Below are 15208 nucleotides of genomic sequence, written 5' to 3' on the forward strand. Positions count from 1 at the left end.
TCCCCCGCACTGAAAAATATATGCTGCTGTACATTACTTCCGGTAAACCCAGAACAGCTCAGCAAAAATCAGATTTAATGCAGCATGTGACAGCACAACTCCATCAGGAACTTAATATTCCAGAGCAAGATGTCATGTTTGTGATTGTGCAAAACAGTGCTGAAGATTGGTGCTTTGGTCATGCACAGCGAGCAGATCTTTACTTAAAAATGTTAGCTTCGAAACAGTAATTCCAAAGTTTTAAATCACTATAAGCCACTATTTTCAAGGTAATAAATATTTTTAAATATCAAGCTTCGATAACCAGAAGCTTGATATTTAAAAATGAACACGGTTCAAGTTGATTTTATGTTTTTCTTTAAAATAAGTATTATTATGAAGATTTATTTAAATGTATTCCAAATATATTAAAAATTAATTTATGCGACACAATTATCAAAAAATTAATTTTAAGTAGATTGTTTTTTAATTTATATAAAAATTAGGACCAGCCTAACAATTAAAAATTAATCACTTAAATATCAATAAACTAAAAACTTTTTCTCAAGATTAGATATAAGCAAGACGCTTTAATTTCATAAAATATTCTTTATATTATTGTAAATAAATTTTATCTATGATTAAAAAATTAATAGTTGATTTAAACACTCAGAATTACCACCACCCCTTGGATCACAAGCATTTTAAACTCATTAATTCTTATAATTAAACTTAAGAAAACCACCAAACTTAAAGGTTTGCTTAAGTAATTTTCATATTGTATTTTAAAAATGAAAAATAAATAAATTTATATATTAAAGATAGATCTAATAATAAAAGTGAGATCAAAATGATTGAATGGTTACAAGGTGTTTTAAAGCACAGCCCCGAAATATTATTGTTCTTATCACTCGCAATAGGCTTCTGGATTGGACAATTCCAGTTTGGAAAGTTTCAGTTTGGCGGAGTCGCAGGCTCCTTACTCGTCGCAGTTGTTTTAAGTCTTATTGGCGTACCTGTCGATAACGGCGTTAAAGCAATTTTATTTGCTCTCTTCATTTACGCAGTCGGCTTTGAAAGTGGTCCACAGTTTTTTAAATCACTGGGTCCACAGTCAATAAAAGAAATTTTATTAGCAGTATTCATGGCAGTGTGTGGTTTAGTCACTGTTTTAGTGATGGCTAAAATTTTTCATCTCGATAAAGGCTTGGCTGCGGGTCTCGCTGCGGGCGGCATGACTCAATCAGCCATTATTGGGACTGCAGGAGATGCAATTTCTAGACTCGATCTCCCACTCGCAGAAATTCAAAGACTTCAGGCAAATGTTGCGATTGGCTATGCGGTCACTTACATTTTTGGTTCATTGGGAGCCATTATTGTCTGTGTGAATATCTTGCCTAAATTTATGGGTAAAGAAATTCACGACGATGCTTTAAAAGCTCAGAGTGAGCGGCTCAAAGGTGCTTTTGAATTAGCCCCAGGCCAAGAACTGGCAATGCCAGAAATTGTGGGTCGTATTTATAAAGTTAAACAAGCCAATGGCCAAACTATTGCGGAAATTGAAGCAAAAGAGCCGAGTATTACGATTGAACGGTTAAAACGTAAAGATCAGTTTATTGATGTCGCTCCCGAGCTAACTTTACAAACAGACGATGTCATCTTATTGGTTGGTCGCCGTGCCAGTGTGGTTTCAGTTGCCGAGCAAATCGGTAGCGAATTACAGTCATCGCAAGGTATGGAAATGATTATGGATACCAGTGATGTCATCCTAAGAAATTCCAAATATCTCAACCGCACCTTAGGAGACATTAAGGCCAATACGCCTGCATATTTAAAGCACGGTATTTATGTACTTGCGATTAAGCGTAAGGATGAGCCACAACCTTTAAGTGACGATACTGTTCTACGACAAGGCGATGTGGTCACTGTATACGGAACAAAAAGCGACCTCGACCGCTTGGTGAAAGAAGCAGGTAAAGCCCTACCTGAAAGTTTAAAAACGGACTGGATTTTCCATGGTGCAGGCCTTGTGGTTGGCTTAGTGATTGGTCTTTTTGTGATTCGTTTGGGTGATGTGCCATTAACTCTTGGTGCTGGTGGCGGTGCTTTACTATCAGGTCTTCTGTTTGGTTGGATTCGAAGTAGAAATCAAGTGCATGGCAATATGCCTTTAGCGGCTTCACAGCTTCTTAAAGATTTGGGTCTTGCAGGCTTCGTTGCTGCTGTCGGCTTACAATCAGGTTTACAAGCTATTCAAACCATTAAAGAAAGTGGTCTTTCACTCTTTATGATTGGAGTTGTGGTAACACTGGTTCCACTCCTACTTTCCATGCTCTTTGCTCGTTATGTTCTGCGTTATGACAACGTTGCAGTAATGGCAGGTGCACTATCTGGTTCACGCAGTGCAAACCCTGCATTTGGTGCAATTTTAGACAAAGCAGGAAACTCGATTCCGACCGTTCCATTTGCAATTACCTATGCCCTAGCAAATGTGTTCTTAACCTTACTCGGACCACTGATCGTAGGCTTGGCCTGATTTTATACATTGAATTAGAAATTTTATTCATCTCACTATAATTAAGGAGACGTCCCATGGGGAAAGTCGATTATTCTAAATACGCAAAACTCAGCCCATTTGAACTAAAAGATAATTTAATAGAATTAGCTCAAAGCAGAACTGACCGAATGATGCTAAATGCTGGGCGTGGTAATCCAAACTTTCTTGCTACCATCCCACGTAGAGCATTCTTTCAACTGGGTTTGTTTTCTGCGACCGAATCCGAATTTTCATTTTCCTATATGCCGGAAGGTTTAGGTGGCTTCCCGCGCCCCGTTGGACTCCAGTCACGTTTTGATAACTTCATTTTGGAAAACCGTGACAAACCCGGTGTGGTCTTTTTAGGCAAAGCCGTGTCTTATGTGCGCGACCAGTTAGGCTTAGACCCAGATCTTTTTTTACTTGAAATGGTTGAAGGGATTTTAGGCTGTAACTATCCAGTGCCAGACCGAATGCTTCGAGTGAGTGAAACGATTATTAAAGAGTACGTCTTAAGAGAAATGGGCGTACAAGGCATGCAAAAAAGAGACTTAGATTTGTTTGCGGTCGAAGGCGGAACAGCCGCAATGGCCTATATTTTTAACTCATTAAAAGAAAATAAAATTATCAAAAATGGCGACCGTATTGCCATTGGTAGCCCTATTTTTACACCATATCTTGAGATTCCAAAACTCAATGACTACCAGCTTGAAGAAGTATTGATTGAAGCCGACCCTAAACTCGGTTGGCAATATCCAGAGTCGGAGCTTAGAAAGTTAGAAGATCCGTCTATTAAAGCTTTCTTTTTAGTCAACCCAAGTAACCCACCATCGGTGAAAATGAGTGATGAAGGACTTGCGATTTTGGCCGATATCGTCAAAAAACGCCCTGATCTGATTATTTTGACCGATGACGTTTACGCTACGTTTGCAGATAACTTCAAATCACTATTTGCAATCTGTCCTGACAATACAATTTTAGTTTATTCGTTCTCTAAATACTTTGGTGCGACTGGTTGGCGACTCGGTGTCATTGCACTTTCAAATAACAATGTGCTTGATAAACAAATTGCGAACTTATCGAAAAAAGAGAAGAAAGAGCTTGAAGAGCGCTATTCATCTTTAACTACCGACCCAGCAAGCATTAAGTTTATTGACCGCTTAGTTGCAGACAGCCGAAATGTTGCTTTGAACCATACCGCTGGTCTGTCTACCCCACAACAAGTTCAAATGGTTTTATTTGCACTATTTAATATGATGGACTCACGCCAAAGCTATAAAAAAGCTGTTAAATCTGTTGTTCGTGAACGCGATGCAGCACTTTATAGACAGCTTGGCGTCGAGGTTCCAACAGATCCAAATGCTGTGGACTACTATACTCTAGTCAACCTTGAAAATACTTCACGGACTCTCTATGGAGATGAGTTTGCCGATTGGGTTATGAAAAATAAAAATCCGACCGAGCTATTATTTAGAGTAGCAGATGAAACAGGTGTGGTTTTATTACCCGGTTCTGGCTTCGGTGTGCAGCACCCTTCTGCCCGTGCATCTTTAGCTAACTTGAATGAATACCAATATGCTGCAATTGGTGATTCTTTACGACGCTTTGCGGATGAAGCTTATGCAGAGTATTTAAAAACTAAAAAAGGCAAATAAACACCTATATACAGTGAGGCCCTAGCAGCCTCACTTTTTTCTTTCTGTTCTTTAATTTGCTATTTCAGTTTTTCAATTTAATGTTTTAATTTAAGCATTTACCTTTAAAAAGTAAGTCAGCAACTGATCAGGTTCTTCATTTTGGCTTGAACCTAAAAGTCCAAAAATCGCACCATCAAGCATAAATACAAAAATATCTGACTCTTCATATGTAGCCCTTTTTTTAGATTCTCGCAGAACCCAGAAAATTTCATTTTTAAGCCATCGCCTATAGCGAATTGCGGTTTGATATGCATTTGGATAAAGCTGTTTAATTTCAAAAAGCGCTTTAAACAACAGGTAATACGCCCCCTTTAAGTCCGCATGTAAAAGGTAAATTTGTCTAAGCTTAAGCGCCAAATCTGGATATTGACGAGATTCACTTACCGCCCTCACTTTTTCTTTTAAGTGTTCTTTTTGAACCAACAAACACATTTCAATTAATCTTTCTTTGGAGTGAAAGTAGTTGTAAAAAGTGGCTTTAGAAATTTTAGTCTCACTAACAATTCGGTCCACCCCGACCTTGTTGAAGCCGTATTGTTTAAATAAATCTGCTGCTGTGTTAAGCGCTCGCGTCGCTCTAAATGAAACTTCTAAATTTTTCATGTTTACTGCTTAAAATAATTTTTTGCTGTAAATAGAAGAGATAGAAATGCCGTCACTCTTAAAATGAGTGCTAAATACAGGCATGCAAAAACCGCACAATAATGGTGTGCTCACCTATCTCTGGTTTATTGTTGCTATGTTTTAGTCGTAACGATTCTTAAGGTATAGAAACCTAAAGTCGGTTAAATCGTTTTAAAGAATGTTTAAGCGGTATGGATAGAAAGAATTTGGCAAAGGTTGCCAACGAGAGAGAAGAAATAGTACGCATAACGGCGGACTCCTTTTGATTTAGAAGAGTCTTACCAATTACTGCTAAATAATGGTGGCAAGACTAGAAGGGTTAGCAGACTGGTACAAAAGGAAACCAGCACACCCGAAGGTGTCCCTCCTAGCCTCACCATAAAGGCGTGACTTAAGAGAACGCACAAAAACCAAAACAGCATTGTTGTGCGCCTTTTGTAGACGGTCTGCTAAAACCGACTGGCAATGTAGGCCAGCAGGCAAAGGATAATCGGCAAGATTTAGAGTGTCAATGTAAGGTTGAATAGAAAATAGTTAAATAATTATCGTTTTTCATTCAATTAGATAGTTAAGCTAAATTCTAGTTCAACTTAAATTTAAAGATATACAAATACTGCTAATGAATGGTGGCAAGACGGAAGAAGGTTGACAGACTAGTTAGACCCTAGCACACCCTAAAGTGTCCTACTTCCATCCTACCTCGACAGGAGGAGACGAAGAGCTTACAGGCAGAACCATTACTCAGATGAAATAATTCTGATGCGGTCTAAATCAGCCTGTCAAAGCCGGCTGGCAATGTAAGCCAGCAGGCAAAGGATAGTGCTCAACCCTATTACAGTCAAGCACACAAAATGACACCTGTTTTAAAATAGATCATTAAAAAGTAAGGATAAATAATTAAAATCTATTGTTAAATTGAGTTTATAAAAACAGATATTTTCTAGTTCGCTTGAAGTTGTAGATAAACAACTAAGTTTTAAAACGATTTTATCTTCGGTCAATATATTCCAGATAACCCCTTCCTACTAATGGCTGATCATAGAATTCGCCTTGCCATGTATATGAAGAAACGAAACCAGCAGCCAATCCAAAACAATATGGAGTGTCTACTTGTGCTGAAATATCTAGAACCTTTTGATTGTTGTGATAAGCAGCCCAGTGAAAAGTATTTGGTAAATTCATTGGAAAACCATCAGGTGTAATCTGTGGTTCTTCTTGAAGACTGGTTACTTCAAAAAGTATATCGCCGTTGTATTGAATTGATGTTCCATCAATATGACGATAGTAAACAGAAGTCAAAATGGGTTGGTCTTCATAGCAAATAAAAGCCAGTAATAACTGCTGTTCATGGTCAATATTAATAACTTGATAGCTAAAGACTTTTACAGGAAGTTGAATATTCTCAACTAACCATTTGTTTTTGAGCATTGAGGTCGCTACAGCTTTCCAAGACTCAAGCGTACAAAGCCCCTTAATACTCTCACTATTGCCTTTTTGTTTAATGTAGCCGTCATAATGCATCAAGACACTAAAATGCTTATAAAAAGTACTATAGGCAAACCATGAAATAGCTTTGGTAGGCTTTAAATGAAGTTCTAGTTCTAAATCTTCTCTTTTAGTAATTAATATAAATCCATCACCATCCTCATGCATGACACTTTGATTGTCAAAATTAATCCCAAAAGGAGTTTGGTTAAACTTGATATCATTTTTGAATGAAAATGTTCTGTAGGCCTCAGGCGTTGTCGATAATGCTGTTCCATGTACCAAAGAAGCTGTATCCCCTTTTCCATCTTTAGACATTTGATAGTTGGTATCTGTAATCGTAAATCCAAGATAACCTAATACCGAAGCCCAAGATAAATATCGAAAGGGTTCAGGTAAGTCAGAAATCATGACCCCATAATGTGTACTACCAAAGCGCTTATAAAGAGTATGAGGACTGAGTTCAAACTCTTTTGGCAATGTTGCTTGTCGCTCTGGTGTAACAGCTCCCAACAATGAGCCTGAAAGTTTGGCAACCTTTTGATGGGCTTTGTCTTTAAAACTCTTTGGTAATCTATGACTTGAGATTAACATTTTTAAGATCCTTTATTTTTATCTACTTTAAAAATGAAGTTCCATATTAGAACTTGATTATTTGCAATTGAATGTTAATAAAGGACATCTTGATCTAAGCAAATGCACTAAAACAAAAAAGCCAACTCTTTCGAATTAGCCCTAATTACCTCACGACCACGTCTGTGAAAATTGCTTTTGATTTTATTGTTCGCAACAATCTTCATCATTTTTGTTATGAGTCTAAATTAGCCTTTCTTTATGACAATCCGATTAAAAAAACATCCAAAATCTCTCCTAAACAAACTTCATACATAAAATATGTGTTTTAGAGAACTACATCACAATTTACAGAGCTGTACATTTTAAAGGCATATTCCGCTAAACGGCCAAGTCTATTATGCTTAAGTCATCTAATTGTTAAGTATGTATGATGGAACAGCAAACTTTATTACAAGAACTGAACTCACTCATTGAATACTACTCAAAAAGAACCGATTGCCCGCCTACTCGAATACGCATCGGCTATAGGGCTTATGCAAAATTGATGCAGTGCCCTCCTTTTGCGGATGAAGTGATGAACTCAGCCCTAGATCCAAATAAGCGAAAATATAAAAAGTTAAAAATTAAAATTACAAAAGATGATAATCAGTTGGAACTTGAGTAAATTTTTAAGAGTTCAAAATAAAAAGTTCTTCAACTCTCCTATTTGCGATTTTATTTATATAACAATCCAGTCAAAGGCACAGCCGTAGAGCATTTATAGTCATTCCGTAAAAGCTCTGCTAAACAAAGCTTTTACAGATATTTTTTATACTAATCCAGACTTTCATTATCTGAGGTATCTTCTTTATTTAAAATCCGCCCTTCTTGTTTTGGTCGAATCAATGGTGCTGTCGGTCTTGGGTGATGAGTATGTGTATATTGCATACCTACTCCCGCATTGACGTCATCTGCCGCGATTTCAGTTTCAAAACGCTCATTATCCAAATCACGAATTTCCTCGGTAATTCTTTCTACCTCGTCTTCATCCACACCAAGTTCTTGCAAAATCACGCCGCCAAACTTAATTGCTGATTCAAACGTTTCACGAATCATAAAGTCCACTTTTTGTTTAACTAAATGCAGTGAATGCTCGCGGTCATATGAACGGACTAATAGTTTTGCTAAAGGAAATTCATGGGTCACAAGTTCAACAATTCTATTGGTCGTTTCCTTGCTATCTACACACACCACAATCGCTTGTGCTGTTGCCGCGCCAGACGCATGCAGAATATCTAGACGGCAACCATCGCCATAATAAATTTTAAAACCAAATTTTTCGGCGTTTCGTATCATGTCGGTATTATTATCAATAATGGTGACATCGACACCTCTTGCTAACAACAATTGACTGGTAACCTGTCCAAAGCGCCCAAAACCGATCATTAAAACACTACCACTTAGCCCGTCGGCAATGTCGATGTTTTCTAATGAAACCTTCGTTTTTGCTTGAGTAAAACGTTTAAAAATAATACCGACAATTGGGGTCAACACCATTGAAAGCACAACAATAGCGGTTAAGTTAGATTTAACGGTACTATCAATAACTTGTGCACTTAGCGCAGCCGAGAAAAGTACAAAGGCAAATTCTCCACCTTGAGCCATAAGTAAAGCGCGGTCTAATGCTTCAGTATGAGAGCTTTTCGTTACTCGAGCGACTATATAAATCATGAGCGCTTTGGCAAGCATTAGGGCAATTACGCCACTCACAATCAGTTGCCAGTTTTGAGCAACTACCGATAAGTCCAGTGACATACCCACGCCAAGGAAAAACAGGCCCAGTAATATTCCTCGGAATGGTTCAATATCCGCTTCAATTTGATGTCTAAAGGTTGATTCGGATAAAAGCACGCCCGCCAAGAAAGCACCCATCGCCATAGTCAAACCACTGACTTGCATGAGTAACGCCGCACCCAACACCACCAATAATGCCGCAGCCGTCATGACTTCTCGGGCTTTAGCAGCGGCCAACAGTCTAAATAATGGGTTCAGTAACCAATATCCTGCCGCAATAAGCCCTGCAATTGCGAGCAAACCAATCCCTATATTTTCTAGACGTACCGATGTGCTTTCAACCACATGATTCGGTGCCATAAAAGCAACAATAGCCAGCAATGGCACAATGAGTAAATCTTCAAATAGTAAAATGGCTACAATTTTTTGTCCTCGGGGTTGAGTCAGATCCCCCCGATCACCCAAGAGCTGCATCACAATCGCAGTCGAGGTTAAGACGAACCCTGCCGCACCAATAAAAGCAACTTGCCACGTAAAACCAAATAAAAGCCCGACACCAGTCAAAGCCAACGCACAAATGATGATCTGCAATGTACCAAGGCCAAAAATCTCGCGTCTAAGACTCCACAAATGTGAGGGTTGCATTTCCAAACCAATCACAAAGAGGTACATCACGATTCCCAACTCGGCAATATGCAAAATTGCGGTGGAATCTTGAAAAAAAGCAAAACCGAATGGGCCAATAATTAGACCCGCAATTAAATAACCTAATACTGATCCTAAACCAATACGTTTAAAAATAGGAACTGCAATGACAGCAGCCGCCAATAAAACCACGGGGGCAACTAAGCTAATTGAATGTGCTTCTGAGCTCATACATTTCTCATTTTATTTATCTGCAATTTATTCTATGTGAAACGAGGATTAAGGGCGATTATTAGTTTTGAGAAAAAGCATCCTAAAAATAAAATGGTTTAAGTCATCCGAAAATAAAAATTGGGCCTATAAATAAGAATAAAATATTCATGGACAAACACCCATAAAAAAAGCCCTTACGGGCTTTTTTTAATTAAGCAATAAATTTCAACATGAGCTGAATAACCGTTGCATTAATTAAGTCGACAAAGAATGCGCCACAAAGCGGAACAATCAAGAAAGCCTTATGCGATGGACCATACATATTAGTAATGGCCTGCATATTTGCAACGGCGGTTGGAGTTGCGCCCATACCGAAACCACAATGGCCTGCTGCTAACACTGCTGCATCATAGTTTTTGCCCATAACGCGGAACGTCACGAATGCTGCATATAAAGCCATCGTAATGGTTTGCGCACCTAAAATTACAACTAACGGGCCAGCTAGGTCGGCAAGTTGCCAAAGTTTTAACGAAAGCAATGCCATGGCTAAATAAAGTGACAAAGACGCATTACCAAATACATCAATCGCACGGTCAAAAATATCAATTTTCAACACGCTTTCTAAAATGTTTCTTAAGATTACACCGCCACCAAGTGCCCAAACGAAAGTTGGTAACTCAAACCACGTTCCCTTACTAAAACCAGTCATAAATTCAGCAAACGCTAAACATGCTGCAAACATACCCAGTGTAGTAATTGCATTATCGGCAGTAATTAAACGAACTTGATGCGGGTTTTCAAACGGAGCAAGGTCATCTGAATTTTGTTCAAGATGTGTGTCGCGATTTTGGATTTCAGCATTGGTTTTTGGTTGAGCAAGACTGTAACGATTGATAAGCAATTTCGCTAAAGGCCCACCAATCACACCACCAATAATCAAGCCAAAGGTCGCACTCGCCATACCTAATGCTAAAGCACCCTGAATCCCATGCTGGGTTTCTAAAATTTCACCCCATGCGCCAGCTGTACCATGACCACCTGTTAAAGTAATTGAACCAGCAATCAAACCAATAAGTGGGTCAAGGCCCAATAAAGTCGCAAGGCTCATACCAACAGCATTTTGCACAACAATAAATGAGGCTACACAAATTAAGAAGATAATTAAAGCAGTGCCACCTTCTTTAAGCTTCATAAAATTGGCACTTAAACCAATTGAAGCAAAGAACACGAGCATAAAGCTGGTTTGTAATTCGCTACTAAAAACAATGCTATACCCCCACAAAGTGTGGACAAGTAAAGAAACTACAGCAGCAACCAAACCACCAGCTACAGGTTCAGGGATATTATAACGTTTTAAAAAATCAATACGATTAACAAGAAAGCGGCCCAACAATAAGACGATAACCGCCGAAATTAGTGTATAAAAACCATTAAAAACAAATTCCATATATACTACTTTCTGATTACATTCCTAATGGATTGTAAAATAATTATATTTTATTTTTTATTATTTAAAAAAAACACAAACAAACTTTACAAAAACCATCTTTATTTAATAATAATCATATAAATCAATTTGTTATTTTGAGTATTTAGTAAAAAATCACAATGTATCCTCTCTTAAATTTCTATATTGCTTTGATAATTAATTTTTTAAACATTTAAATGCTCAAGCGATGAAATCAAGACATCTGGTTGCCTCAATCTTATTACCGATTTTTTAAGTAAGAGTATGTTGGGCTAAGCTAAGCTCTACTTGATACATTTAAAGAAAAATCCTGTCTTTTGGGTCACTGAACTTCTCCATCATTCACTTTAATATCCTTCAAAGACCAGCTCTTTACTGTTCTGGGCAACATCTTTATAGGTTTTATATTCAATGAGTTTATTGCTTAAAGTTCGTCAGAACGTTCCACAGCTACAATCTATTAAAAAATCTCTTCAGACACGTGCTGGTCAAAAAATACCTCACATGCTGATCAATGCATCAGATCTATTTTTCCGAGGCCCTCAAATAGCTTTGTCAGGAAAAACACCTTTTGAAGTGATTCATAAGCATGAAATCATTACCTTACGCCATTATAAAAATGAGACTGATACCCCTATTCCTAAACATCGCGTACCTTTAGTTATTGTTCCACCACTAGCAGTGAACATGCTCATTTACGATTTGTTCCCTACTCGTAGTTTTGTACGTTTCTTTTTAGCCCAAGGGTTTGATGTTTACTTAATTGACTGGGGCATCCCAACTCGGCACCAAGCAAAATACAACTTCGGTACTTATATTAAAGTTTTCATGCCAGAGATGTTAAAGCAAGTTCGCCTACACAGCGGTCAGCAACAGCTTTCTTTACATGGTTGGAGTTTAGGCGGCGCGCTTTCGCTCTGCTATACCGCATTGTTTAAAGATAAAGATATTAAAAATCTAATTATTCTCGCTTCCCCTATCGACACACACAAAGCAGGTTATATGGGGAAACTCTACGGTAGTCTTACGAAACCCGCAGAATGGGTTCGTAAACATACGCCATTTCGTATTCGCCATCATGTGCCAAGTGAAGCATTTCATATTCATGGCTGGCAAAACACGCTTGGCTTTAAATTAACGGATCCGATTGGAAATTTGAAAACATATTGGGAACTTTTTAAAAATCTAGATAACCGAGAGTTTATTGTCGATCATGCAACCTCAAGTTCATTTATCGATAATATGCTGGCCTATCCGGGCGGTGTCATGCGCGATATTATTCTGCGTTTCTGGATTGATAATGAACTGTCTAAAGGTGTAGTTAAATTTGGTGAACTTACCGCCTATCTAAAAGACATTAAATGCTCTGTGTTAGCTATTGGTGGCAACACAGATATTATTGTCACAGCCGATGCTGTTAAACCACTCATGGATTTAATTAGCAGCCAAGATAAAACATTTAAGGTGGTACCGGGCGGTCATATGGGGGTAGTTTCTGGTAGTCAAGCCCCCACCACGGTCTGGCCAGAAGTGAGTACTTGGTTAGCTACTCGTTCAGAATAATTAATTCAAAAGCAGTAAAGCCAGTGTAGTCAGTTCTATGCTGGCCAAAATTTAAATTTTATAAGTCTGATATTCTAGTTTTATTTATATTGCAGTAGTTTTTTCTCATAATTCGAAAGCAGCTCATTACTAGATGACTCAAAAATATAAATATAATTTCCTCACTATTAATCACATTAAAACCCTTCAATACATAAATTTTATTTATTGGAAATACAACTTAATAAAACTATATTTTATCAAATGTTAAAATTTTTTAAATAGATTAATTTTCTCTTATTAATATTTATAAATTTTAAAAAAAGTACCTTTTAAAGTTGATGTTACTTTTTGTTATTTATGTAAAGCTCATCTAAACAATATATTTACTTAAGTTATTGTTAAACAAATTTTTTATAAATTTAATTTTGTAAAATTTGATCATTATTTATACAAATGTAGGCAATCTCTCACAATTATGTAAGCCAAAGCTTACAACTCAAATAATTGTTTTTCTTATAATTAATTTCAGTACATATAAGCACTCTTTACTATTAAATAGAAAGCTGAATATTAATAAAGAGATCTGGAGAAAATGATAAAGTCATCTTTATTAATATAAAAACTCTTAATAATAGAAAAAGAATCTCAAAAATTAATATGTACTATCTTTCCTCTGGAAACAGAGGAAAGATACTTTTTTAATCATCAGATAGGGTATAGAAAATGTTTATTGCAAAAAATATATTTGTATATTTACTATCAATGTTAGCTTTATGCTTACTGATTATTTTCTTTAATTATATAGGAATGAACGAGACGATTAATCTTCTTCTCTCTTCTGCACTGTTTGGAATATTTATTACTTGGTATTTTAAAGGTAGTGGACTCTGTCTCGCCCTATTTAGCTTTTTTTATTGGGCTATGTTTGTCATTAGTCAAAGCTTAGAAGTGATATGGATGCTCGCAAGTTCAGTTATTGTATATTTAGTCATGACTAAAATATTACCTAAACTCAAGACCATCCATATTGGCGTGATAGCCAAATAGCTAAAACGGTTTCACCCCACGATTCACCATACCCACTTTCTTAACTGTGTTAATTTTAGTTTGTTCGGCAATGACTAATTCATTGATGAAAGCTTTTAAGTTTTGCTCATCAAGACGAATAGGATTAAAAGTACTTTCTCCCATTTTTAGAAAGAAAGATTCGATATTTGTATTACGTTGTACATATTTCATTGACCATCGTTGAAACGAGTTTTGTTCAATGGAATATGTACACAACCATTTAACATTGTGGTGTCTTTCATCATTTGTAATTTTTTCAAATAATCGTTCAACCACCTCTCGCTCACCTTCCAAGCATTGAAAGAAAGCATTATCGGCATAATAGAGCACCCCACAGATCTGATTCAAATCATTGAAATCTCGTGCTTCTGTCAAAATATCACGTAAATCTTGCAACAAGTCTTCATTTTTTTCGTTCCGTTGACTGGCATAACACAGGCGAACGTTCATTAGCAATTCCGTGAAATATAAAATTTCTTTATTTAAAGATTTTTTAATCTACCATATCTCTATTACTAATAATTTATATTTCACACATATTCTAAAGTTTATATTAAAAATATGCTCGATTATTAACTATAAGAGCTTAATAACTAATGATTTATATTAACAAGAAAATAAAAAGCCCTCCTTTTTGGGGGCTTTTAAAGCTCTAAAAGAACAATAAATTTCTTTAAAAGCTAAAATAAAAAAAAGCACTAAAAAGTGCTTTTTTTGTTTGCTGTATATTATTGTGGAATAATATTTACAGCATTTGGGCCTTTTTGCCCTTGAGTAACGGTAAATGTTACGCGTTGACCTTCATGCAAAGTTTTGAAACCAGAACCTGCGATTTCTTTGAAGTGAGCGAACACATCTGGACCGTTGTCTTGTTGAATGAAACCAAAACCTTTAGTTTCGTTAAACCACTTTACTGTACCACTTACTGTATTAGACATGATATATCCTACTGATTTCTAATATTTTAGAATCATTAAATAATGACCCTATCATAACTTTGAAAAAAGAATAACAAATTGAGCTTAATATCTTAAAAAACGAAGGATTATGACTAAAACTACGATACTTAAAAGAAGATTTACTAACAAGTCTTTTTTCTAGTTAAAAGCATCATACATGAAATAAATTAGTATTCAAGGCTTTTATATAAATAATTTCCAAAACTTAAGTTAAATAAATATAAAACAATAGCTTAATAAAAAGATTAAGAAATTCAGTATATTGCTTAATTAAAAAACAATCTATGATGTGATAAAAACATTGAAAAGCAACAGTTATAAAAATGTCTATTTAGAAAATTGCTTGAGCACGAATGAAAAGTTATTTTTAAAAATATAGATAATAAAAAAACTCCTGATTAGGAGCCTTATTTTATGGCAGAGGATCAAGGACTCGAACCTTGACGAACGGTTTTGGAGACCGTCATGCTACCATTACACCAATCCTCTATATTCATGATTAAACACTCAAGATTTAATCACAAAAAAAGCAAGATCATAATCTTGCTTTTTTAATGGTGGGGGCGAAGAGACTCGAACTCTTACACCTTGCGGCGCTGGAACCTAAATCCAGTGCGTCTACCAATTTCGCCACGCCCCC

At 36.5% G+C, this 15208-nt stretch carries 12 protein-coding genes and 2 tRNA genes; 6 read left to right on the forward strand and 8 right to left on the reverse strand.

All coding sequences use genetic code 11. The features are described from left to right. The first annotated feature begins 20 nt into the window (after positions 1–20). From MKL33_RS04220 to MKL33_RS04230, 3 genes are all read left to right on the forward strand, one after another. A complete protein-coding gene (locus MKL33_RS04220) occupies positions 21–230 on the forward strand; it encodes a tautomerase family protein (RefSeq protein WP_199976038.1) in 210 nt (69 codons plus the stop codon). Between the two features lie 599 nt (positions 231–829). Beyond that, positions 830–2515: an aspartate-alanine antiporter gene (gene aspT / locus MKL33_RS04225; RefSeq protein ID WP_032005367.1), complete on the forward strand. Its 1686-nt coding sequence runs from the start codon at positions 830–832 to the stop codon at positions 2513–2515. A gap of 56 nt (positions 2516–2571) precedes the next feature. After that, entirely contained in the window at positions 2572–4170 is a 1599-nt protein-coding gene (locus MKL33_RS04230; RefSeq protein WP_270906518.1) for a bifunctional aspartate transaminase/aspartate 4-decarboxylase, read from the forward strand. 90 nt (positions 4171–4260) lie between these two features. Here the strand turns inward: MKL33_RS04230 and MKL33_RS04235 are convergent, their stop codons facing one another. After that, a complete protein-coding gene (locus MKL33_RS04235; RefSeq protein ID WP_270906519.1) occupies positions 4261–4815 on the reverse strand; it encodes a TetR/AcrR family transcriptional regulator in 555 nt (184 codons plus the stop codon). A gap of 1008 nt (positions 4816–5823) precedes the next feature. Further along, a complete protein-coding gene (locus MKL33_RS04240) occupies positions 5824–6915 on the reverse strand; it encodes a DUF6670 family protein (protein ID WP_270906520.1) in 1092 nt (363 codons plus the stop codon). Positions 6916–7327: 412 nt separating this feature from the next. Between MKL33_RS04240 and MKL33_RS04245 the strand changes: the two genes are divergently transcribed. Beyond that, complete coding sequence (locus tag MKL33_RS04245) at positions 7328–7561, forward strand: hypothetical protein (RefSeq protein WP_016806139.1); 234 nt, start codon at positions 7328–7330, stop codon at positions 7559–7561. Positions 7562–7710: 149 nt separating this feature from the next. Here the strand turns inward: MKL33_RS04245 and MKL33_RS04250 are convergent, their stop codons facing one another. Together MKL33_RS04250 and gltS are read right to left on the reverse strand one after the other, a co-directional pair. Continuing rightward, on the reverse strand, positions 7711–9546 hold the full coding sequence (locus tag MKL33_RS04250; RefSeq protein ID WP_270906521.1) for a monovalent cation:proton antiporter-2 (CPA2) family protein: 1836 nt from the start codon (positions 9544–9546) through the stop codon (positions 7711–7713). A gap of 193 nt (positions 9547–9739) precedes the next feature. Continuing rightward, the gene (gltS, locus tag MKL33_RS04255) at positions 9740–10975 is read right to left on the reverse strand and encodes a sodium/glutamate symporter (RefSeq protein WP_063099204.1); all 1236 of its coding nucleotides are present in this window, start codon (positions 10973–10975) and stop codon (positions 9740–9742) included. Between the two features lie 432 nt (positions 10976–11407). On the opposite strand from gltS, the gene MKL33_RS04260 reads away from it, so the two are divergent. Together MKL33_RS04260 and MKL33_RS04265 are read left to right on the forward strand one after the other, a co-directional pair. Further along, a complete protein-coding gene (locus MKL33_RS04260) occupies positions 11408–12559 on the forward strand; it encodes an alpha/beta fold hydrolase (protein ID WP_270906522.1) in 1152 nt (383 codons plus the stop codon). A gap of 705 nt (positions 12560–13264) precedes the next feature. Next, positions 13265–13588, forward strand: coding sequence for a hypothetical protein (locus MKL33_RS04265; RefSeq protein ID WP_005073518.1), 324 nt, complete (start codon positions 13265–13267; stop codon positions 13586–13588). Here the strand turns inward: MKL33_RS04265 and MKL33_RS04270 are convergent, their stop codons facing one another. The 4 genes from MKL33_RS04270 to MKL33_RS04285 form a co-directional block, all read right to left on the reverse strand. Continuing rightward, the gene (locus MKL33_RS04270; RefSeq protein ID WP_005073517.1) at positions 13589–14059 is read right to left on the reverse strand and encodes an AnBLUF65 family BLUF photoreceptors; all 471 of its coding nucleotides are present in this window, start codon (positions 14057–14059) and stop codon (positions 13589–13591) included. Between the two features lie 278 nt (positions 14060–14337). Then, on the reverse strand, positions 14338–14547 hold the full coding sequence (locus tag MKL33_RS04275; protein WP_002115279.1) for a cold-shock protein: 210 nt from the start codon (positions 14545–14547) through the stop codon (positions 14338–14340). Between the two features lie 436 nt (positions 14548–14983). Then, a tRNA-Trp gene (locus tag MKL33_RS04280) sits at positions 14984–15057 on the reverse strand. A 66-nt stretch (positions 15058–15123) separates the two neighbouring features. Next, positions 15124–15208: transfer RNA gene (locus MKL33_RS04285), tRNA-Leu, on the reverse strand.

This window comes from Acinetobacter sp. AOR43_HL (genome assembly GCF_027854635.1).
In the GTDB taxonomy this organism is placed as follows: Bacteria; Pseudomonadota; Gammaproteobacteria; order Pseudomonadales; family Moraxellaceae; genus Acinetobacter; species Acinetobacter pittii.